This window comes from Levilactobacillus suantsaii (genome assembly GCF_004115745.1).
GTDB lineage: Bacteria > Bacillota > Bacilli > Lactobacillales > Lactobacillaceae > Levilactobacillus > Levilactobacillus suantsaii.
In genome coordinates, this window is the sequence record NZ_QXIL01000005.1 from 65,489 (window position 1) to 86,318 (window position 20,830).

Consider the following 20,830-nt stretch of genomic DNA (forward strand, 5'->3'; position numbering starts at 1 on the left):
TTAACCGTGATATTAAGCCGTCATAATTGAGGAAATGGCGCCGAAAATCAGTGAGCCTAAAGTTGCAATAATCATAATCCAGACAAAGACGTTAGTTATTTTTTGAAATGTTGATTTCTTTTTCTTTTCCATACGAGCTTAAGCCACCTCTTTACCTACAGTTCTTTCCCAAATAGTTTACCGTGAGTGCCGCCGAATTGCAACTCTTGACCGTGATGCGTGAGTTATGAATTGCAAGTTATTCACAAAATATTTATAATAGGACGGACATGAATTACACGGGTACTCGGATCAGTTACGGGGAACAGCGAGTATCGTTGCCAAAACTTAACCATAGTGGTGGACGGATGAACAGGGGGAATCGACATGCGGTTTTGGGTCTCGCCAGGAGGCCAATTGGCTATTTTACTGTTGGGATGGTTGGTGATACATAGTGTGCGTCGGTTAATGCGCCATCATTGGCCGCAAGAGCTGGTGCCGTGGGATTTGATGACACCATTACTTATCTTGTGCAGTATCATTTTGATTCCTCAAGGGGCGGGGCACCTCCTTCCTTGGGTGGTCATTGGATGGATGCTGATTGGCATCGGGGTCGCACTGCTCCAGGCGGTGCATAATCACGAATTACTTTATCCGCGATTTTGGAAAACTTTTTGGCGGTTATCGGACTTGTATTGGTTGTTTGGGTTCGCCGCGTGCTTTTTACTTACGATTAGTTAGAAAATGTATAAATATAAATTAAGTTGAGTATTGACTCGTTTTTCGGGACAATACGGAAACGTTTCCAGCCGCGGCGAACAAGTGTTCGCCGCGGCTTTTGGGGTCTCTGGGGAGAAATTTATAAAAATACGGTAACATTGTGGTAGAAAGTGGGGGTATGTGGTAAACTTGGTGATAGTTACAAGTTAGGGGTAATGGCTATGTTCATGGGCGAATTTGAACATTCGATTGATACCAAGGGCCGGCTCATTATCCCCGCTAAATTTCGGGAGCAACTCGGGTCCCATTTCGTGGTGACTCGAGGCATGGATGGTTGTTTATTCGGCTATCCCATGACGGAATGGGCCGCTTTGCAGGATAAATTAAAGGCGTTGCCGGTGAATCGCAAAGATGCACGGGCGTTCGTGCGGTTCTTTTATTCGGCGGCCACCGAGTGTGACTTGGACAAGCAAGGGCGGATTAATTTACCCCAATCGTTACGCACCCACGCGGACCTCCAGAAGGCTTGCGTGATTGTGGGCGTGGCGAATCGCTTTGAAATTTGGAGTGCCGACCGCTGGGCGAAATTCTCAGCTTCAGCGGAGGAAAACTTCGATGATATTGCGGAAAACTTGATTGATTTTGACTTGTAACTTGAGATTTTAGACGGAAGGAGCGTGCCCATTGGAAGACTTTCATCACGTTACGGTACTTTTAAATGAAGCGGTCAACGGGTTGGCGATTCAACCAACCGGGACCTATGTGGATTGCACGCTGGGGGGTGGCGGACACAGTCAGAAGATCTTGGACCAACTGACGACCGGTCACCTGTACGCCTTTGATCAAGACCAGACCGCAATCGACTATAATCAAGACCATTTAAAAACGGCGTTGGCTGCCGGCAAGGTGACCTTCATCAAGAGTAATTTTCGGGACATAAAGGCACAGCTTGCCGACCAAGGCGTCACCCAAGTGGATGGCGTACTCTACGATTTGGGGGTTTCGTCACCCCAGTTCGATGAGGCTGACCGCGGGTTTAGCTATCAACACGACGCGCCGCTGGACATGCGAATGGACCAAAGCGCGAAGTTGAGCGCCTGGACCGTGGTTAACGAATGGTCATTTAACGAACTTTTGCGAATCTTCCACCGTTATGGAGAGGAAAAATTCGCCAAGTCCATTGCCCGAGCCATTGAACGGCACCGGGCGACGGCTCCCATCGACACGACGGGACAACTGGTGGAGATCATCAAGGAAGGCATCCCCGCGGCCGCTCGCCGGCACGGGGGACATCCCGCCAAGAAGGTCTTTCAAGCTATCCGCATCGCGGTCAATGACGAGTTAGGTGCCCTGGAAGCGTCGTTAGAACAAGCCATTGGCTTACTCGCGCCGAAAGGCCGGATCAGTGTCATCACGTTTCAGTCGTTGGAAGACCGGCTGGTCAAAACCATGTTTCGGGAACAGTCTTCGTTACCAGAACTCCCACACGGGTTACCCGTGATTCCGGAACAAATGCAGCCGGATTATAAACTTGTCAATCGTAAACCGATTCTGCCATCTGCGGCGGAGTTGGCCGCTAATCACCGAGCCCATAGTGCTAAATTACGGATCTTAGAAAAGCTAGACTAGCTCCCTGATGAGAACTTAATTATTCGGACATAGGAAGATGATTATTTATGGCGCAAAATAGCTTAGCAGAAGCGGTTCCACTCACAAAAGAACCGCAGCAACGCCCAAACATAGCACAACCACAGCCGCAAGTGCAGCCCCAGGGGCAACCTGCAGGGCAGCTTCACCGGCAAAAATTACCCGTTTCCAAATTTGAGAAATGTCTAGTCTTGGTCTGTGGCCTGGTTTTAGCTGGTTTGATGGTGTGTGTCGTTTCCGCTAAAATTGCGATGAGCAATGCGCAGCATGATTTACAAACGGTTAATCAGACAACGACGACTTATCGCAATCGGAACACCAACACGCGACAAGAAATCAACGAGTTGCAGAGTCGGACCCGGCTTGATAAGATTGCGCAGAAGCAAGGGCTGAGTTTGGAAAATGCGCGAATAAGGACTGTTGATAAATAATGAATGATTCCCCAAAGCACCCAATGAAAAATACAAACGCGCGCAGAAACCGGAAGATCGTAGGCCAGTTTCTGTTTTTCCTTTTCATCGGCGTTTTTATTCTCATTGCGGTGCGTTTTTCTTACATCTCCATTGGCAAGAAAGTCCAAAACGTTAATCTGAGTGCGTCAGCCCAGAAACTCTACACGGCGAACAAAACGCTGAAGGCCAAGCGGGGCACGATTTATGATGCCAATAATCAGCCGATTTCCGAGGACACCAGCGTGTATTCCCTATACGTGGTCCTGGACAAACGGCAGGTGGGAACCAACAATCAAAAGTTGTACGCCACCAACAAGCCCAAGATTGCCAAGGTCTTGGCCAAATACTTACCAATCAGTGAAAAAAAGGCGTTAAAGATTCTGAATCCGAGCAAGGGGAATCCCTTCCAAGTAGAATTCGGGACGGCCGGACAAAACATTTCACTGGCGACCAAGCAAAAGATCCAGCACTACCACCTGAGCGGCATCAATTTCGTCCAACAAGAGGCGCGGTTGTATCCGAATGGGATCTTTGCCTCCCACTTGATTGGCTTGGCTCAGTCGTCCACGAAGAACAACCAGACGACCTTGACGGGGACGATGGGAATTGAACAAGCCTTCAACAAGGAACTGACCGGGAAGGATGGGTCCCAAAAGATCAAGAAGGATACTTATGGCTACCAGTTACCGGGGACCAAGCAAAAGTATCGCAAAGCCCAGAACGGGGACAACGTGTACACCACCTTGGATACTCGCTTGCAGACGCTACTGGAAACGGAAATGAGTAACGTCCAAAAGCAGGTCAAGGCCAAGTCGATGAACGCGGTCTTGATGAACGCGAAGACCGGGGCCATCTTGGCCGCTACCCAGCGGCCGACGTTCAATGCCACCACCAAATCGGGCTTGAGCAAGATTTGGCGGGACACCTTGGTCCAGGATGCTTATGAGCCGGGGTCCACGATGAAGATTTTCAGTCTAGCCGCTTCCATCGATAGTGGGAATTACAACGGGAATGTGACTTACCAGTCTGGGCGTTACAAGATTGGGAACCAAGTCGTACCCGACTGGAACACCTCTGGTTGGGGAACGATTACTTATAATAAAGGGTTCGCCCTTTCCAGTAACGTCGCCATGGCCCATTTGGAACAACAAATGGGGGCTAAAACTTGGAAAAAATATATCAATCGTTTCCGTTTCTTAAAGAGTACCCATTCGGGCTTGCCCGGAGAGCTGAGCGGGAGCATCGCCTTCTCGCGGCCAATCGAACAAGCGGATACCTCGTTCGGCCAGGGGATTCAAGTCACGGCCTTTCAGATGCTACAGGCCTTGACGGCAGTCAGCAATAATGGGACCATGATGAAACCGTACATCGTTAGTAAAGTCGTTAACCCAAACACCAACAAGACCGTCAAGTCTTACTCACCAACGAAGGTGGGTCACCCGATTTCGGCCAAGACGGCCAAGGCCGTGCGTAAGCACATGGAAGATGTGGTCTACAAGAGTTATGGGATTGGGAGCGACTACAAGATGAGCGGGCAACTCGTCGCGGCTAAGACCGGGACGGCGCAGGTCAGCAATGGTAAATCCGGTTATTTATCGGGCGACGATAGCTATCTGTACTCCGTTGCCGCCATGGTGCCGGCTAGCAATCCAAAGTACGTGATGTATATCACCATGAAACAGCCCCACTTGGGGAGCAAGACGGCGACGAAACTGTTGGCGTCCATTACGAAGCCCGTGTTGGCCCGAGCTCTTCAAGAAGACAACGCGACGACAACCAAGCAAGTCAAGATGCCAACGGTCACCGGGTCAAGTGCGACTAAGGCGACCAAGCAGCTCAAGAAATTGGGTATGACGGTCACGCGCCTAGGTAGTGGTAAGACGGTCAAACGGCAGTCGGTGAAGGCCGATAGCGTACTTTACCAGGGCCAACGGGTCTTCTTATCGACTGGCGGTACTGTGACTATCCCGAATTTGACCGGTTGGTCGAAGGGGGATGTGGTAAAATTAGCACAGTTGCTGGGGCTCAAGGTGACCACTGACGGTGACGGCTACGTTACCAAGCAAAGTCTGAAGACTGGAACGACCGTTTCGTCAGGGGACAAATTGACCGTCACACTGAAACAAAATAAATGAGAATAGGGATTGAGTAGAAAACATGATAACTGCACTGGTGCCCCTTTTAGGCGGCTTTATAATTACGGTAGCGTTTATGCCGGCATTGATTCGGTATTTCCGCGCCCGACATGAAGGACAGATGATTCGGGAAGAGGGTCCGAGCTGGCACGAAAAAAAGTCCGGGACCCCAACGATGGGGGGCTTGCTCTTCATCATCGCGATTCTGGTGGTGACCTTATTGGTAAGCTGGGGCGCTGCGCCACATCGCGTTTTGCCCACGACCTGGATTCTACTGTTTATCCTGGTCCTGTACGGGGCGTTGGGCGCTTGGGATGATAGTATCAAGCTGTTCCACCGCCAGAATGAAGGCCTCAAGGCTTGGCAAAAGTTACTGGGTCAAATCATCGGGGCACTATTCCTTTTTGGGGTCTACACGCATGAAGGGTTGCCCATGGCCTTAGCGATTCCGGGCCTCGGCACCTGGCGGATGGGTGGTTGGTACGCCCTCTTTGCTATCATTTGGTTAGTTGGCTTTTCTAACGCCGTCAATTTATCTGACGGTCTGGACGGCCTAGTCAGTGGTTTAGCCAGCATTTCCTTTGCGGCTTACGGCTGGGTTGCGTTGATCCAACACCAATTCAATATCAGTATCTTTTGTTTTGCCGTAGTCGGCGGTCTGCTAGGGTTCTTGATCTTCAACCATAAACCAGCCAAAATCTTCATGGGGGATACCGGGTCGTTGGCCTTAGGGGGCGCTTTAGCCGCCGTGGCCATCCTGTTACACCACGAAGTGTCCCTATTATGGATTGGTCTGGTCTACGTGATCGAGACGGCCAGTGTGATTTTGCAAGTAGCCTCGTATAAATTAACGGGGAAGCGCATCTTCTTGATGAGTCCCATCCACCACCACTTTGAAATGTTAGGCTGGAGTGAGTGGAAGATTGATTTGACTTTCTGGGGTGTGGGCTTGGTAACGGCGCTGACCGGCGTCTGGGCCATCCTTGCTTGATAATCAGCGACCGACTAGGGCTAACCGGGCTCGTTAGAGTTGGGTTAGCCCTTTTTTAGAACATGACAACGAAATTAATAAGAGTGAACGGAGAGCGAGCAGTAGTTATGAAAGAGATCACAACGTATGTGGATAAACGGGTCTTAGTTTTAGGGTTGGCCAAGAGTGGCTTCAACGCCGCCAAGCTGTTGAAACGCCTAGGGGCTTTGGTCACCGTTAGTGACGTGCAACCTTTGGCCCAAAATACGGAGGCTAAAGAACTACAAGAAGCGGGTTTCAAAGTGATTACGGGCCAGCAAACGCCTGATCTCTTGGATGCGGGGTACGACTTAGTGGTCAAAAATCCCGGTATTCCGTACGATGTTCCCGTCGTCAAGCGGGCCTTGGAACTAAAGCTGCCCATTATCAGTGAAATGGAACTGGCCAGCGAGGTGGCCGATGCCGAACTCGTGGCGGTGACTGGCAGTAACGGTAAGACCACCACGACGACCATGATTCAAAAGATGTTGGCCCACGACCGTGAGACGGGTAAGTCGGTCTACGCCGGCAACATCGGGATTCCGGCCAGTCAGGTGGCCCAACAGGTCACCAGCGTGGATACGTTGGTCTTAGAGGTCTCCAGCTTCATGTTAGTGGGGACGACCACGTTCAACCCGCACATTGCGGTGCTGACCAATATCTTCTCGAACCACTTGGATTACCACAAGACGCGGGCCAATTACGTGGCCGCGAAGATGAAGATTACGGCTAACCAAACGGCCAGCGATTACTTCGTCGTGAACTTCGATGATCCCGAATGGCGGGAACTCAGTACCCACTCGGCGGCTCAGGTCGTGCCGTTCTCCCGGCAAAACGTGACCCAGGATGGCGCTTACGAAGCCAACGGGACGTTGTACTACCAACAAGAAGCCATCATGCCGGCAAGTGAAGTCAAGGTCCCTGGCGACCACAATATTGAAAACGCCCTGGCGGCCATTGCGGTCGCTAAAATCAAGGGCGTCAGCACCGCTTCCATCGTGTCCGTTCTGCGGGCCTTTGGTGGGGTACGGCACCGAACCCAGTTCGTCCTTGAAGCTGATGGTCGCCAGTACTACAACGATTCCAAGGCCACGGATATGGAAGCAACGGAAATGGCCCTCAAGGGGTTCCAAGCGCCAGTCGTCTTGCTTGCCGGGGGCTTGGACCGCGGGTACACCTTTGAAAAGATGATTCCAGCATTCAAGGAACACGTCAAAGCCATCGTCTTGTTTGGGGAAACCGCCAAGTTATTGGCGGAGACCGCTAAACAAGCGGGGATCGCGACTATCAAGATGACGGAAAACGCTGAGACCGGGGTGCCGGTCGCGTATGAGCTGAGTGACCCAGGCGATATCATTCTCCTGTCACCGGCCAATGCTAGCTGGGATCAGTACCCGAACTTCGAAGTTCGGGGTGACAAGTTTATTCAAGCAGTCGAAAAATTGACCGGGAAACAGGAGGAAGTTTAAATGCGTTTAATGGTATCGGGTGGTGGCACGGGTGGTCACATATACCCAGCACTGGCTTTGATCAAGGCCTTAAAAAAACGGGACCCGGATGCCGCGGTGATGTACGTCGGTTCACAGCGGGGCCTAGAAAGTACTATCGTTCCTGCTAAGGGAATCGCGTTTGAAGCCACGCACATTCAGGGGTTCAAGCGCTCGCTGTCGCTGGAGAACTTCAAGACCATTTATCTCTTCTTGAAGAGCGTGCACCGGGCCAAGCAACTGATTCGTGAGTTCAAGCCTGACGTTGTCGTTGGGACCGGGGGCTATGTCTCCGGGGCCGTCGTCTATGCGGCCAGTCGATTGCACGTGCCGACGATGATTCACGAACAAAACAGTGTCGTGGGCATCACCAACAAGTTCTTGAGTCGCTACGTCGATAAGATTGCTTATGTATTTGACGCGGCTGTCGACCAGTTACCGGCTAGTAAGATGGTCAAGACGGGGAACCCGCGGGCCCAAGAAGCCGCCGAAGTGGTCAGTCACTTTGATTGGTCGGAGTACGATTTAAAATCTGACGTGCCGACGTTACTGATTTTTGGCGGTTCCCAAGGGGCGTTAAAAATCAATGCAGCAACGGTGGCGGCAATCCCGGCGTTTAACCAGCGCGACTACCAGGTAGTCTTTGTGACCGGGCAGAAACGCTACGATGGGGTGATGGCCCAGCTCAAGGACCAGACGGTGGCGCCCAACGTGGTTATCAAGCCATACATCAGTAACATGCCGGAGGTCTTGCCGCACGTGGCGGCCATTGTGGGCCGCGCCGGGGCGACTAGTTTGGCCGAAATCACGGCCGACGGGATTCCGTCGATCTTGATTCCTAGCCCGTACGTCACGGCGGACCACCAGACCAAGAACGCCCAGTCGTTGGTCAACGTGGGGGCGGCGGAAATCATCAAGGAAGCCGATTTGACTGGTGAGTCCCTGGTGAAGCAGGCCGACCAACTGATGCAAGACGACCAGTTGCGCCAGGGGATGGCCGAAGCGTCGAAGCACTTAGGAGTGCCAGATGCGGCCGACCGGGTCTTAGACGTGGTCTTGTCCCTAAAAAAGTAAAGTTGGCTAGTTAGCAGAAGCGGAGGTGGACGCTCGTGAAATTTCGGCACGACCGAAAACAAGCCCCAAGGTCCCGGGAGCAAACGCCCTGGGAAAAGTACCAATCACGGGCGGCCCAGCAGCGAAAACGGGCTCAGACCCCAAGATGGTATCGCCGAACCAAGCGGATTGGGGATAAGCTGCCCCGGTTACGGCAGCAACGTCACCGAGAATTGGCTCGGCGGTTAGCCCTGCTCTTGTCGATCTTTTTGGTCGTCATCGGGGTCATGGTTTACTTGATTTCTCCGCTCAGTCACGTGCAGGCGGTTACCGTGAAGGGGACTCAAGAATTGTCAGCCAAACAGGTGCAACGGGCCGTAGGAATTCGGCCAGGTGATTCCATCTTCAAGGTGGTTGGACACCAAAAGCGCCTGCAACGGGTAGCACCTCAGCACAGTACCCGGTTGAAACGGGTGCGAGTGCAGTTCCAGGCGCCTAACCGGGTGACCGTTCGGGTCCATGAATACGCAACTGCTGGTTACGTGGTTCGTAACGGCCAGTACTACGAGGTGCTGGAGAACGGTGTCGTCAGTCAACAATCGGTCAGTCAACCGAAGAGTGGGACCCCGGTTTACGGGAAGTTTAAATCCACGAAAGCATTGCACCGCATGATCTTGCAGTACGCACGACTGAGCACCGCTATCAAGCATAGTATTAGTGAAATTCAAGCGGCACCCACAAAAATGAACGCTCAGCGAGTGCATTTGTTCATGAATGACGGCAATGAAGTGTATGCTAGTATTGGGAGCTTCGCCAAAAAGATGGCGTATTATCCCAGCATTGCACACAGGATGAAACAAAAGGGTGTCGTGCATTTGGAAGTCGGCGCGTATTCGTCCGCTTTTACGAAATAATTTCATTTTGATTTCAGCGTTAAAAGCGTTTATAAAGGCTTTTTCAACCCCTAGTAAATGTGGTAAGCTGAAGAATAATTAGGAGAAAAAGCGAATTCATACGTGTTAATAGATCGATTAGCTTAGGAGGTTCCTTTTTCTATGGATAATTCAGGGATGTACGTAGGTCTCGATATAGGAACCACCTCAATAAAAGTCATTGTTGCTGAAAATGTTAAAGGGCAAATGAACGTTATTGGCGTGGGGAATGAACGTTCGAATGGTGTCAGCCGCGGTGTGATCGTGGACATTGACAAAGCAGCTGAAGCGATTCTGCGCGCTATTCGACAAGCCGAAGAAAAGGCTAGTATCGAAATCCACGATGTCATTGTGGGGATACCCGCAAATATGTTAAAAATTGAAACGTGTAGTGGCATGATTGCCATCGATGATCAGTCTCGTGAGATTACCGGCCGCGATGTCCGCAACGTTGCGGCGGCCGCTTTGATTCAGAGCCTGCCCCCCGAGCGCGAAATCGTTGATATTTTAGCCGATGAATTCGTGGTGGACGGTTTCGACGGGATTAAAGACCCCCGCGGAATGGTGGGGGTCCGGTTGGAACTTCACGGGACCCTGTTTACGGGACCGAAGACCATCATGCATAATACCCGTAAGGCGGTTGAGCAAGCTGGCTTGGCCATCCGGGGAACCGTTATCGACCCCATGGCTCAAGGAATGATGGTCATGAACGACGGCGAGCAAGACTTTGGCACTATCCTGGTTGACCTGGGTGGTGGCCAAGCGACGGCCGCAGTGATTCACGATCACCAGCTCAAATACATTGACGTGGACCAGGAAGGTGGGCAGTTCATCACCAAGGATATCTCGGTGGTTCTGAACACTTCACTGGACAGCGCGGAAAAGCTCAAACGCGATTACGGGTATGCGGATTCGACCCAGGCCAGCGATGAGGATGAGTTCCCGGTAGATGTGGTCGGCCAAAGCCAACCAACACCCATTTCGGAAAAATACTTAGCAGAGATTATCGAAGCGCGTTTAGACCAAATCTTGAAGCGGCTACGGGCCAATTTAGATAAGGTCCAGGCACTAGAGTTACCTGGTGGTATCGTATTGACTGGTGGGGTCGCGGCTTTACCGGGCATTACGGAGCTGGCTACCGATGAGTTTGGCACCAACGTGCGGGTGTACGTTCCGGATCAAATGGGACTGCGGCATCCATCGTTTACCTTGGCCCTGGCCTTAGTGAACTACTTTGGTGGCCTCAATGAAATTGATTTATTGATTAAGAGCGCCTTGACGGGGTCGACTCAGTTAGCCGATGAAACTGATGAAATTCGTCAACGGGAGGCTGAAGCGGCACCACAAAGTGATGCTTCGGTCGAGCCGCAACCGCACAGTCAGACTAACGACAAGAAAGCAAAACCTAAAAAGAAAAGCCGAACTGAACGGGTAAAGAAGTTCTTTAGCGACTTCTTCGACTAATGTGAGATGGAGGAATACACAATGGAATATTCATTAGATTCTGCTCAAAATCACGGCGCCAACATCAAAGTCATTGGCGTCGGCGGCGGGGGCAACAACGCCGTTAACCGAATGATCACCGAAGACGTGAAGGGGGTTGAATTTATCGTCGCCAACACCGACGTGCAAGCCTTAGAAGCGTCTAAAGCGGAGACCAAAATCCAATTAGGGCCGAAACTGACCCGGGGGTTAGGTGCCGGTGCCAATCCTGAAATCGGCGCCAAGGCGGCTGAAGAAAGCGAAGAAGCTATCACGGAAGCCTTAGAAGGCGCCGACATGGTCTTCGTTACGGCCGGCATGGGCGGTGGTACCGGGAACGGTGCCGCCCCAATCGTGGCCAAAATCGCCAAGGAAGGCGGTGCGTTGACCGTTGGTGTTGTGACCCGTCCATTTAGCTTTGAAGGTCCACGGCGGGCCCGTTTTGCGGCCGAAGGGGTCGCGGCGATGAAGGAGAACGTCGATACGTTGATTATTATCGCCAATAACCGCTTGTTAGAAATCGTCGACAAGAAGACGCCAATGATGGAAGCCTTCCAAGAAGCCGACAATGTCTTACGGCAAGGGGTTCAGGGGATTTCTGATTTGATCACGAGTCCCGGCTATGTCAACTTGGATTTTGCCGACGTCAAGACGGTCATGAAGGACCAAGGATCTGCGTTGATGGGGATTGGCTCGGCCAACGGCGAAAATCGCACGGAGGATGCCACCAAGAAAGCCATCTCGTCACCATTACTGGAAGTGTCCATTGACGGGGCCGAACAAGTTCTCTTGAACATTACCGGTGGTCCCGACTTGTCCTTGTTTGAAGCCCAAGCGGCTTCCCAAATCGTGTCAGATGCTGCGACGAGTGATGTCAACATCATCTTTGGAACGTCCATCGACGAAGAGTTAGGCGACGAAGTTCGGGTCACCGTGATTGCAACCGGGATTGACCGGAAGCGGGAAGAAAAAGCGGCAGGCCGTTCTCGGGTAGCTCGGCGGGCGAATGCGCAAAATAATAATAACGCGGGGAGCCAACCGACCAACCATGGTGAGACGCGTCAATCTCAAGCTGACCATCGTGAACAAAAGAGTGATCCGTTTGGTAACTGGGATATTCGTGAACCAGCGCACCGGCCGGAACCCAAGCCATCATCCGGTAGCGATGAGTTTGCCGGGGTCGACAAGCCTGACTTTAATATTTTCAACCCAAGTTCTAACCAGCATTCAGCGGCGGACGACAATCAGGGTGAAGACACGCCACCGTTCTTTAAGCGGCGGCGGAAATAACTGATGTGGTGAGCTGTTGTGAGAGGAGTGATTAGCTATGGCGGATAAGTTTAGTCTCAGCAAGTTTTTCGGCATGAACGATGATTATGATGATGACGACGACTATCAAAAATCCAATTCGGTCGCTCAACGACAGCCTCAAGCGGCTCATCCAGTAGCGCCGCAACGTCCAGTTGACACACGGAAGGTGGTTGCTATGCGTTCCGCTACTAATTCAAGTCACATCACGATTTGTGAGCCCCGGATTTACTCAGATGCGAAGGGAATCGCCAAGCAAATTACCAGCGGGGATGCCGTTATCGTTAATTTTGCCCGGGTCGATGAAGCTCAAGCCCAGCGCATTGTGGATTTTTTGAACGGGACGGCGTTTGCTGTCGGCGGTGAAATCAAACGAATTGGCGAAGAAATCTTTCTTTGCACGCCACATAACTTCGAGGTGACCGGCGATGTTGCGGCCAATCTCGGCAATCAATTTACGTCATAAGGAGCGGATGCTTTGATTAACGCTGGAATAAGTGCAGCCATGCTCAAATTGGTCATGTTTGTCTTTCAAGTTTTGAACTGGTTGGTCGGCGCGTACATCCTGTTAATCGTGATTTACGCGTTACTAAGCTGGCTTCCCGGAGGCTATCAGTCCCGGTTTGGTCAGATTATCGGTCGCTTAGTCGAACCGTTCTTAAGTTACTTTAACTTCATTGCCATTGGACCCTTAGGTTTTGGCCCAATTGTTGCCATCGTCGTGTTATCGGTAGTTCAGATCGGGCTACAAGCCATCGAAGGGTTCGTTATCCAGTTATTACTGTGACGATGATGAGAGGAGGAAACGGCCGTGGATGAGAATATCACGCAACATTTCCGGCCGGATGAAGCCCCCTTCATCGATGCGGTTGGGAACTGGTTGCAGCGGGTTCAGGATGAGTACCGGCCAGTGCTCACGCATTTCCTGAATCCGCGTCAAGTTTACGTCGCTACCACGTTAGCCCATCGGGCCGACATTGCGGTTCGGTTCAACGGTGGTTACGCGGGGGCGGAGATGCAACGAGCCCTCTTTTATCCGGAGTACTACACGCCGGAAACCCGGGACTTCGAGCTGGCATTACTGCAGGTCGATTATCCCATCAAGTTTGCCACGTTACATCATAGTCAGATCTTAGGCACCCTCCTGGGGTCGGGCATTGAACGTGAAATCATCGGCGATATCGTCACGGACGGTCTCACCTGGCAATTGGTGACCGAATCGGCGATGACCGATTACTTAACGGGCCAAGTCGACCGTATTGGTCGGGTCAAGGCTCGCCTGGTTCCTACCACGTTGGAAACGTTGGTCCAGCCAGAAGACGAGTGGGAACCTGAAGCGGCGACGTTATCGTCGCTACGATTAGATAGTATCGTCGGGACAGGCTTTCACTTATCCCGTCACCGCGCCAAAGAACTCATCGAGGGCGGTCGGGTCCGGGTCAACTGGGCCGATACGGAAAAGCCCGACTACGAGTTAGCCGTGGCAGATATTGTGTCCGTACGACATTTCGGGCGGATTCGGCTCGACGAGGTCGGCGGGCGGACGAAAAAAGAAAAAATTCGGGTCATCCTAGCGGTGCTGAAGAAATAGATGCGGAGGGAACGTACAAATGGTACTAAGTCCATTAGATATTCATAATAAAGAGTTCGGAACCAAAATGCGGGGTTACAACGTTGATGAGGTCAATGACTTCTTAGATCAGGTCATCAAGGATTATCAAATCACGTTGAACCATAATAAGGAGCTGGGTGAACAGTTAGATGCAGCCAACGAAAAGTTGAAATACTTTAACGACTTAAAAGATTCGTTGAACCAATCGATCTTGGTCGCCCAGGAGGCCGCTGATAAGGTCAAGGCCAACTCGCAAAAGGAATCCGAAATTATTATTCGTGAGGCGCAAAAGCAAAGTTCCGACATCGTTTCCGAAGCCACCAACAAGGGCAACCAAATTATGACGGAAGCCTCGAAACGCGCCAAGAAACTGGCGGTCGAGACGGACGACTTGAAGAAGAGTACCCGGGTCTTCCGGCAACGGCTCCAAGTCATGTTAGAAAGCCAACTGGAAGTCGTTAAATCTAACGATTGGGACGAGTTGCTCAAGGAAGGTTCCATGTCCAGCTATGAGGAGATTAAGAAGGTCGTGGGCGACCGACTTGACAAGGCGCCAGAACAAGGCGTAGACTCAGAAACATCATCGTCAACGGATGCGACTGACGAAACAGATGGTCAGACTCAAGTCACCGAAACGCCCGTCACGGACACGGGTGACCCGAGTCAAGAGACCGTCGTCATCTTCCCGGACAATGATCAAAAACATTACAACCAACAATAAAAATGCTTGAGGAAACACAACGACAAGGTAAACGGTCCTAGCGAGCTGGTGAAGGTGGAAGACCAGCGATTCAGAGACCTTGGCGTGATCATTCTGAGTGGCTTTAGGACTGAAAACGAAGTAGGTCTTAACGGGTACCCCGTTACGGTATTGAGGGAAATTAGCGGGAGTTAATTTCTAAATTTGGGTGGTACCACGAACGACTTCGTCCCTTGCGGCGGGTCGTTTTTTTTATGGTTAGGATGCAAGTGAAAAATAAGGCGTTTGACCGGTGAGCTGAGGTGGCCTCCAGTGGGACACTTGAGCTCACCGGTCACGCACCGTGGAAGAGTCATGACAACAAGGAGGAATTGCTGGTATGCGAGTAAAAGACACGCTGAACTTGGGTAAGACCAAGTTTAAAATGCGAGGCAATTTGCCGGTCAAGGAAGTTGACCGGCAAAAGGCGTGGGCTGATAACCATTTGTATCAAGCCCGCCAGAAATTAAACGAGGGGAAACCGACCTTTATTCTACATGATGGTCCCCCGTACGCGAACGGCCCGATTCACATGGGTCACGCGTTGAACAAGATTTCCAAGGATATCATCGTGCGCTACAAGTCGATGAACGGTTTTCGCGCCCCGTACGTGCCCGGTTGGGATACGCACGGACTGCCAATTGAACAACAATTGACCAAGGCCGGTTACGACCGCAAAAAGATGTCGACGTCGGCGTTCCGGGATCTTTGTCGCGAATACGCGCTAAAGCAAGTCGACCAACAACGTGAAGGCTTCAAACGCTTAGGCGTTTCTGGCGATTGGGATAACCCGTATATGACGTTGACCCCTGAATTCGAAGCCGCAGAAGTGCGCGTCTTCGGAGAAATGGCCAAGCGCGGCTTGATCTATCGGGGCAAAAAGCCGGTCTACTGGTCCTGGTCTTCTGAATCTGCGATGGCCGAAGCCGAAGTTGAATACCATGATGTGACCTCACCGTCCGCCTTCTTCGTGGAAGAAGTGGCCGATGGCAAGGGCGTCTTGGATGATCAGACCTACTTTGTGGTTTGGACCACGACGCCGTGGACCATTCCCGCTTCCGAAGGGATCACGATTGATGCCGGTATCGAGTACGCGGTGGTCAAACCCGCCAACGATGACCGGAAGTTCGTTCTGGCCAGCACCTTAGTGGCGGAAAATGCCGAACGGTTTGGCTGGGAAGATGTCCAAGTGGTCAAGACCGTTTTGGGCAAGGACCTCGAAAACATCACGGCTCAACATCCATTTATCGCCGACCGGAAACTCGTGGTCATGTTAGGCGACTTCGTGACGACCGATTCCGGGACTGGGTTGGTCCACACGGCACCTGGTTTAGGGGAAGATGACTTTAACGTGGGGGCCTTATACCACTTACCCGTCTTAGTCCCTGTTGACGACAAGGGGTACATGACCGAAGAAGCTGGTCCTGATTTCAAGGGTGTCTTCTACGAAGATGCTAACCAAATTGCTTTGGACAAGCTTAAGGCTACGAACGCTTTGCTGGATTACATGCCGTACGAACACAGTTACCCGTTTGACTGGCGTACCAAAAAGCCGGTCATCTTCCGGGCCACGCCACAGTGGTTTGCCTCAGTTGATAAGATTCGTGATGAGATTCTGGACAACTTAAAGGACGTTTCCTTCAAGCCAGACTGGGGTCAACGGCGCTTAGCCAACATGATTAAGGACCGTGGCGACTGGGTCATCTCCCGGCAACGGGTCTGGGGTGTGCCGCTGCCAATCTTCTACGCGGAAGATGGCACGGCCATCATCGAACCAGAAACGGTTGCTCACGTGGCGGACTTATTTGGCAAGTACGGCTCCAACGTCTGGTTCGATCGTGACGCCAAGGACCTCTTACCAGATGGATACACCAACGAACACTCCCCGCACGGTGAATTCACTAAGGAAACTGACATCATGGATGTGTGGTTCGACTCCGGTTCCTCGCACCAAGGGGTCTTAGCCCAGCGTGATGACCTGGTTTACCCAGCCAACCTTTATTTGGAAGGGTCCGACCAATACCGGGGCTGGTTCAACTCTAGTTTGATTACCAGTGTGGCCGCTGAAGGCAAGGCGCCTTACAGGCAGGTCGTTTCCCAAGGCTTTACCTTGGATAAAGACGGCCACAAGATGTCCAAGTCCTTAGGGAACACGATTGCCCCAGACGAAATCATCAAGAAGATGGGGGCCGACATTGTCCGGTTGTGGGTCACGTCCGTGGACGCGTCCGCTGACGTGCGGGTCTCGACCGAAGCCTTCGTGAAGATTTCGGACAGCTACAAGAAGCTGCGGAACACGATGCGCTACCTGTTGGCCAACACGACGGACTTCGATCCGGAAAAAGACGCCGTTGCCGTGGCCGATTTACAAGCCGTCGACCGGCACATGCTATACCGGCTCAATGAGTTTACTAAGTCGGTCAAGGGTCACTATGACCAGTACGACTTCTTGAGCATCTACAAAGAACTGATGAACTTTGTCATCACCGAGTTGTCCACCTTCTACCTGGACTTCGCCAAGGATGTCTTGTACATCGAATCCGAAAACAGTCCGGTCCGGCGCTCGATGCAGACGGTCTTCTACCAGATTGCGGTGACGTTGACCAAGCTGTTGACGCCCATCATCCCGCACACGACCGAAGAAATCTGGACCTTCTTGAAGGAACCGGAAGACTTCGTCCAATTAGCGGAAATGCCGAAGGTCTTAGACCTGCCAACCACCAACGAAGACGGTGACCCGTCGGCTTGGGACCAATTCATGACGGTCCGTAGCGATGTGTTGAAGGCGCTCGAAGAAGCCCGGAACGCCAAGTTGATTGGGAAGGCTGCCGAAGCGCACTTGGACCTCTACGTGAAGCCTGAGATTGCGACCTTGTTCAAGCAATTGGACATCAACGTGCAACAGATCCTGCTGGTTTCCGGTCTGGACGTTCAAGACTACGATCAAAAGCCGGCTGATGCCGTCGACTTTGACGACGTGGCCATTGTGGTCACCGCCGCTGAAGGGGACGAATGCCAACGCTGCCGGTTGATCAAGACCGATGTCGGCAGTGACGCCGCTTATCCGCACTTCTGTGCCCGCTGTGCCGCTATCGTCCGCCGGGATTACCCAGAAACAGCCACGACCGGCTTTGATGACTAATTAAATGAAACTTTAGATTTACCCGTAAACGGGCCTGGATAAACCAGGTCCGTTTTGTGTTTTCCAATCCGAATCACCCGGGCGTTCCTCGTGGTTTGCGGGGGCCGGCTAAAACGGGTATAATCTGCTTGTATGTCAAGACGGAAGGGAGACCAGTGCATCATGCTAATCGGTAAAGTAAAAAGTTATAGTGAGCAACGGGGCTTTGGCTTCATCACGACCCCGGATGATGGCGATGTCTTCGTTTATTACACGGGGATTTTAGGTGACGGTTTCCGGAAACTCGAAGCGGGTCAAACGGTTCAGTTCGTGATCGTTCAGGGCCAAAAGGGGCCCCAAGCGGCTAAAGTCACGCCCGTGGTGACCGCAGACCAGGAGGCATAGAGTATGGATTTAGAAGAACACGTTGAATCATCTGAAACATTGTACGATGGCGTTATCGTGCGCTTAGAACGTCAACAGGTGCGCTTGCCGAACGGCGAAGCAGCCACGCGTGAAATCGTGCGGCATGCAGGTGCTGTAGGTATTTTAGCCTTAACGGACGCCGACCACATGATTTTGGAGCGGCAGTGGCGGGCCCCCGCTGCCAAGGCAACGTTAGAGATTCCGGCTGGTAAGCTGGATAGTCGCGACGCCGATAACATTGAGCATGCGGTCCGGCGCGAACTCAATGAAGAGATTCGCTATGAACCGGGGACGTTGAAACGGATTACTGGTTTTTATTCCAGTGTTGGCTTTTCCGACGAGTACATGACGTTGTTTATGGCAACTGACTTAACGCCCGTCAAGACGGAATTACCGCGTGACCAGGGGGAAAACCTCGAGTTGTCCACGGTCACCAAGACCCAGGCGCAGGCCATGATTGCTAGCGGCGAAATTGAAGACGCCAAGACCATTATGGCCATTTACTACTGGCTCTTACAGAAGTAGGTGATGGCAGTGCGTAATGATTGGCAATCGGACGACGATCAACCCAAGACGCGAGCGGATTACCGCCGCGAACAAGAGCAAGCCAACCAGTCACACCAACGCCGGCGGGGCCAGGACGTAAGGCCTGACAGTCCGGTGACGGATAATCCGCAAGGCCTGGAACAAAATGGCGATACGGCACCACTCAGCCAGTCTGAGTATAAGCAGCGGCGGTTAGGTCGTCGGTTAAACTGGGTCATCTTTTGGCTGGTCGTTTTGATTATTACCGTGTATATTATTTTATTTTTTGTTGAATTTTAAAGGAGTGACCAAGCATCATGACATTTGGCGTAATTTGTGCCATGGAAGAAGAAATCAAAGAATTAAAGGCCGCCTTACAGGACGGTCAAACCACGACCATCCACGGGTTAGAATTTTACCGCGGGACCATTTCCGGTCAAAACGTGGTGCTCGTGCGTTCCGGAATTGGGAAAGTCGAAGCCGGTTTAACCACGGCCTTACTGATCACCCAATTCGACGTGGATGTCGTCATCAATTCGGGTTCAGCTGGTGCCTTAGCGCCCGACCTGAACATTGGCGACGTGGTCATCTCGACCGAAACGGCCTACCACGATGCCGACGCCCGGGCCTTTGGCTACGTTTATGGCCAATTGCCGCAACAACCGGCACGTTTTGAAGCGTCCAAAAAGTGGGGCGCGGAATTAGCTGCGGCCGCGAAGCAAACGGGCCTGACCACCAAGCAAGGCTTGATCGTGTCCGGCGACCAGTTCTTAAACGGGCCGGCAGCCACGAACCCCATCTTGGCACACTTCCCCGAAGCTTTGTCCGGTGAAATGGAAGGGGCCGCGGTCGGCCAAGTCGCCCACCAATTCGACGTGCCTTACGTCGTGGTGCGGGCCATGTCCGATACGGCGGATAACAATTCCGGCGTTGATTTTGATGACTTTATTATTGATGCTGGTCGGCAATCGGCCCAGATGTTACTGGCCCTGTTTGCCGCGCAGCACTAGCTTCAGTTTCTAGGAGGGTTTAGTTGTGAAGGAGATTTACTTAGATAATGCGGCCACGACGCCCATGTCGCCCGCCGTCTTAGCTGAGATGACGGATAAAATGGCTAACGTCTTTGGCAACGCCTCAACGTTGTATGGCTTGGGACGCGAAGCTCATACGGTGATGGAAAATAGTCGGCAGGTGATTGCGGATAGCATCAACGCCGCTAGCGACGACGAAATCATCTTTACCAGTGGCGGTAGTGAAAGTGATAACACGGCGATTACCCAAACGGCCCACGCCCGGCAAAAACTGGGCAAGCATATCATTACGACGGCCATCGAACACAAGGCGATTTTGGAGCCGCTCCGGGCGTTAGAGCAGGAGGGCTTTGAGGTGACCTACCTGCCGGTCGACCAGCAGGGACACATCAGTCTTGACGACTTCAAGGCCGCCTTGCGCGATGATACCATCCTGGTGTCCATCATGACCGGGAACAACGAGGTTGGTAGTCGGATGCCAATCCACGAAATCGGCGAAATCTTAAAGGACCACCAGGCGTGGTTCCACACCGATGCCGTGCAAGCCTATGGGTTACTGGACATCGACGTCCAACGCGACCACATCGACATGCTGTCAACATCGGCCCACAAAATCAATGGGCCCAAGATGATTGGTTTCTTGTACCGGCGGGAAGGCGTGAACTTCCCGAGTTTGGTCAAGGGCGGCGACCAAGAAGAAAAGCGCCGGGCTGGGACCGAGAACGTCCCGGCGATGGCGGGCTTTGCCACGGCCGTGCAGGCGTTGACGCCCGAGGTCAAGGCTAAGCGCCAGGCTAAGTATCAGGGCTTCAAGCAACACGTGGTCGACGGTCTGACCGCTAACGGTGTTGACTTTGCCGTCAACGGGTCATTAGACGGAGAGAACCTGAACCACGTCTTGAACCTCTGGATCAAGGGTATTTCGACCTACGTCATGCAGACTAACCTGGACCTCGCGGGGATCGCCGTTTCCGGTGGCTCGGCCTGCACGGCGGGCTCCATCGAGCCGTCGCACGTCTTGACGGCGATGTTCGGGGCTGATAGTCCCCGCATCGGTGAGTCGTTACGGTTGTCCTTTGGGACCTACACCACCGAAGCCGACCTGGACGCCTTTATCCAGGCCGTGACTAAAATTGTGACGCGATTAAAGCACACCAACGAGGTGAAGTAGC

The 20,830-nt window shown here is 52.3% G+C and carries 22 protein-coding genes; 21 read left to right on the forward strand and 1 reads right to left on the reverse strand.

Annotation, left to right across the window (positions count from 1 at the left end; genetic code table 11):
- Positions 1-12: 12 nt before the first annotated feature.
- Positions 13-132 carry a DUF4044 domain-containing protein gene (locus tag DXH47_RS04020; protein WP_129031792.1) on the reverse strand — a complete coding sequence of 40 codons (120 nt, stop codon included), beginning with the start codon at positions 130-132 and terminating at the stop codon, positions 13-15.
- A 234-nt stretch (positions 133-366) separates the two neighbouring features.
- Here DXH47_RS04020 and DXH47_RS04025 point away from each other — a divergent pair, with 234 nt between their 5' ends.
- The 21 genes from DXH47_RS04025 (at position 367) to DXH47_RS04125 (ending at position 20,829) form a co-directional block, all read left to right on the forward strand.
- A complete protein-coding gene (locus tag DXH47_RS04025; RefSeq protein WP_129031794.1) occupies positions 367-720 on the forward strand; it encodes a DUF3397 family protein in 354 nt (117 codons plus the stop codon).
- A gap of 200 nt (positions 721-920) precedes the next feature.
- Entirely contained in the window at positions 921-1,352 is a 432-nt protein-coding gene (gene mraZ / locus DXH47_RS04030) for a division/cell wall cluster transcriptional repressor MraZ (protein ID WP_129031796.1), read from the forward strand.
- 31 nt (positions 1,353-1,383) lie between these two features.
- Entirely contained in the window at positions 1,384-2,328 is a 945-nt protein-coding gene (gene rsmH / locus DXH47_RS04035) for a 16S rRNA (cytosine(1402)-N(4))-methyltransferase RsmH (protein WP_129031797.1), read from the forward strand.
- Positions 2,329-2,375: 47 nt separating this feature from the next.
- Positions 2,376-2,777 (forward strand): cell division protein FtsL, encoded by a 402-nt coding sequence (gene ftsL / locus DXH47_RS04040; RefSeq protein ID WP_129031799.1) that lies wholly within the window; start codon positions 2,376-2,378, stop codon positions 2,775-2,777.
- Positions 2,777-4,933: a penicillin-binding transpeptidase domain-containing protein gene (locus DXH47_RS04045; RefSeq protein WP_129031801.1), complete on the forward strand. Its 2,157-nt coding sequence runs from the start codon at positions 2,777-2,779 to the stop codon at positions 4,931-4,933. Before ftsL ends, DXH47_RS04045 begins: the two co-directional genes overlap by 1 nt.
- Before the next feature lie 22 nt (positions 4,934-4,955).
- A complete protein-coding gene (mraY, locus tag DXH47_RS04050) occupies positions 4,956-5,924 on the forward strand; it encodes a phospho-N-acetylmuramoyl-pentapeptide-transferase (protein ID WP_129031803.1) in 969 nt (322 codons plus the stop codon).
- 107 nt (positions 5,925-6,031) lie between these two features.
- The gene (gene murD / locus DXH47_RS04055) at positions 6,032-7,411 is read left to right on the forward strand and encodes a UDP-N-acetylmuramoyl-L-alanine--D-glutamate ligase (RefSeq protein ID WP_129031805.1); all 1,380 of its coding nucleotides are present in this window, start codon (positions 6,032-6,034) and stop codon (positions 7,409-7,411) included.
- On the forward strand, positions 7,412-8,503 hold the full coding sequence (gene murG, locus DXH47_RS04060; protein ID WP_129031807.1) for an undecaprenyldiphospho-muramoylpentapeptide beta-N-acetylglucosaminyltransferase: 1,092 nt from the start codon (positions 7,412-7,414) through the stop codon (positions 8,501-8,503).
- A 35-nt stretch (positions 8,504-8,538) separates the two neighbouring features.
- On the forward strand, positions 8,539-9,396 hold the full coding sequence (locus tag DXH47_RS04065; protein WP_129031809.1) for a cell division protein FtsQ/DivIB: 858 nt from the start codon (positions 8,539-8,541) through the stop codon (positions 9,394-9,396).
- A 141-nt stretch (positions 9,397-9,537) separates the two neighbouring features.
- Entirely contained in the window at positions 9,538-10,878 is a 1,341-nt protein-coding gene (ftsA, locus tag DXH47_RS04070; protein ID WP_129031811.1) for a cell division protein FtsA, read from the forward strand.
- Between the two features lie 21 nt (positions 10,879-10,899).
- Positions 10,900-12,186, forward strand: coding sequence for a cell division protein FtsZ (gene ftsZ, locus DXH47_RS04075; RefSeq protein ID WP_129031813.1), 1,287 nt, complete (start codon positions 10,900-10,902; stop codon positions 12,184-12,186).
- Between the two features lie 37 nt (positions 12,187-12,223).
- Positions 12,224-12,670: a cell division protein SepF gene (locus DXH47_RS04080; protein ID WP_129031815.1), complete on the forward strand. Its 447-nt coding sequence runs from the start codon at positions 12,224-12,226 to the stop codon at positions 12,668-12,670.
- Positions 12,671-12,682: 12 nt separating this feature from the next.
- The gene (locus DXH47_RS04085; RefSeq protein WP_225423488.1) at positions 12,683-12,991 is read left to right on the forward strand and encodes a YggT family protein; all 309 of its coding nucleotides are present in this window, start codon (positions 12,683-12,685) and stop codon (positions 12,989-12,991) included.
- 24 nt (positions 12,992-13,015) lie between these two features.
- Positions 13,016-13,795 (forward strand): YlmH family RNA-binding protein, encoded by a 780-nt coding sequence (locus tag DXH47_RS04090; protein ID WP_129031817.1) that lies wholly within the window; start codon positions 13,016-13,018, stop codon positions 13,793-13,795.
- A 19-nt stretch (positions 13,796-13,814) separates the two neighbouring features.
- On the forward strand, positions 13,815-14,537 hold the full coding sequence (locus tag DXH47_RS04095) for a DivIVA domain-containing protein (RefSeq protein ID WP_129031819.1): 723 nt from the start codon (positions 13,815-13,817) through the stop codon (positions 14,535-14,537).
- Between the two features lie 358 nt (positions 14,538-14,895).
- The gene (gene ileS / locus DXH47_RS04100) at positions 14,896-17,697 is read left to right on the forward strand and encodes an isoleucine--tRNA ligase (protein ID WP_129031821.1); all 2,802 of its coding nucleotides are present in this window, start codon (positions 14,896-14,898) and stop codon (positions 17,695-17,697) included.
- A gap of 162 nt (positions 17,698-17,859) precedes the next feature.
- Positions 17,860-18,081 carry a cold-shock protein gene (locus DXH47_RS04105; RefSeq protein WP_129031823.1) on the forward strand — a complete coding sequence of 74 codons (222 nt, stop codon included), beginning with the start codon at positions 17,860-17,862 and terminating at the stop codon, positions 18,079-18,081.
- A gap of 3 nt (positions 18,082-18,084) precedes the next feature.
- The gene (locus DXH47_RS04110) at positions 18,085-18,627 is read left to right on the forward strand and encodes an NUDIX hydrolase (protein ID WP_129031825.1); all 543 of its coding nucleotides are present in this window, start codon (positions 18,085-18,087) and stop codon (positions 18,625-18,627) included.
- Between the two features lie 9 nt (positions 18,628-18,636).
- Entirely contained in the window at positions 18,637-18,927 is a 291-nt protein-coding gene (locus DXH47_RS04115) for a hypothetical protein (protein WP_129031827.1), read from the forward strand.
- A 17-nt stretch (positions 18,928-18,944) separates the two neighbouring features.
- Positions 18,945-19,637 (forward strand): 5'-methylthioadenosine/adenosylhomocysteine nucleosidase, encoded by a 693-nt coding sequence (locus DXH47_RS04120; RefSeq protein WP_129031829.1) that lies wholly within the window; start codon positions 18,945-18,947, stop codon positions 19,635-19,637.
- A gap of 25 nt (positions 19,638-19,662) precedes the next feature.
- Positions 19,663-20,829, forward strand: coding sequence for a cysteine desulfurase family protein (locus DXH47_RS04125; protein WP_129031830.1), 1,167 nt, complete (start codon positions 19,663-19,665; stop codon positions 20,827-20,829).
- Position 20,830: the final 1 nt, after the last annotated feature.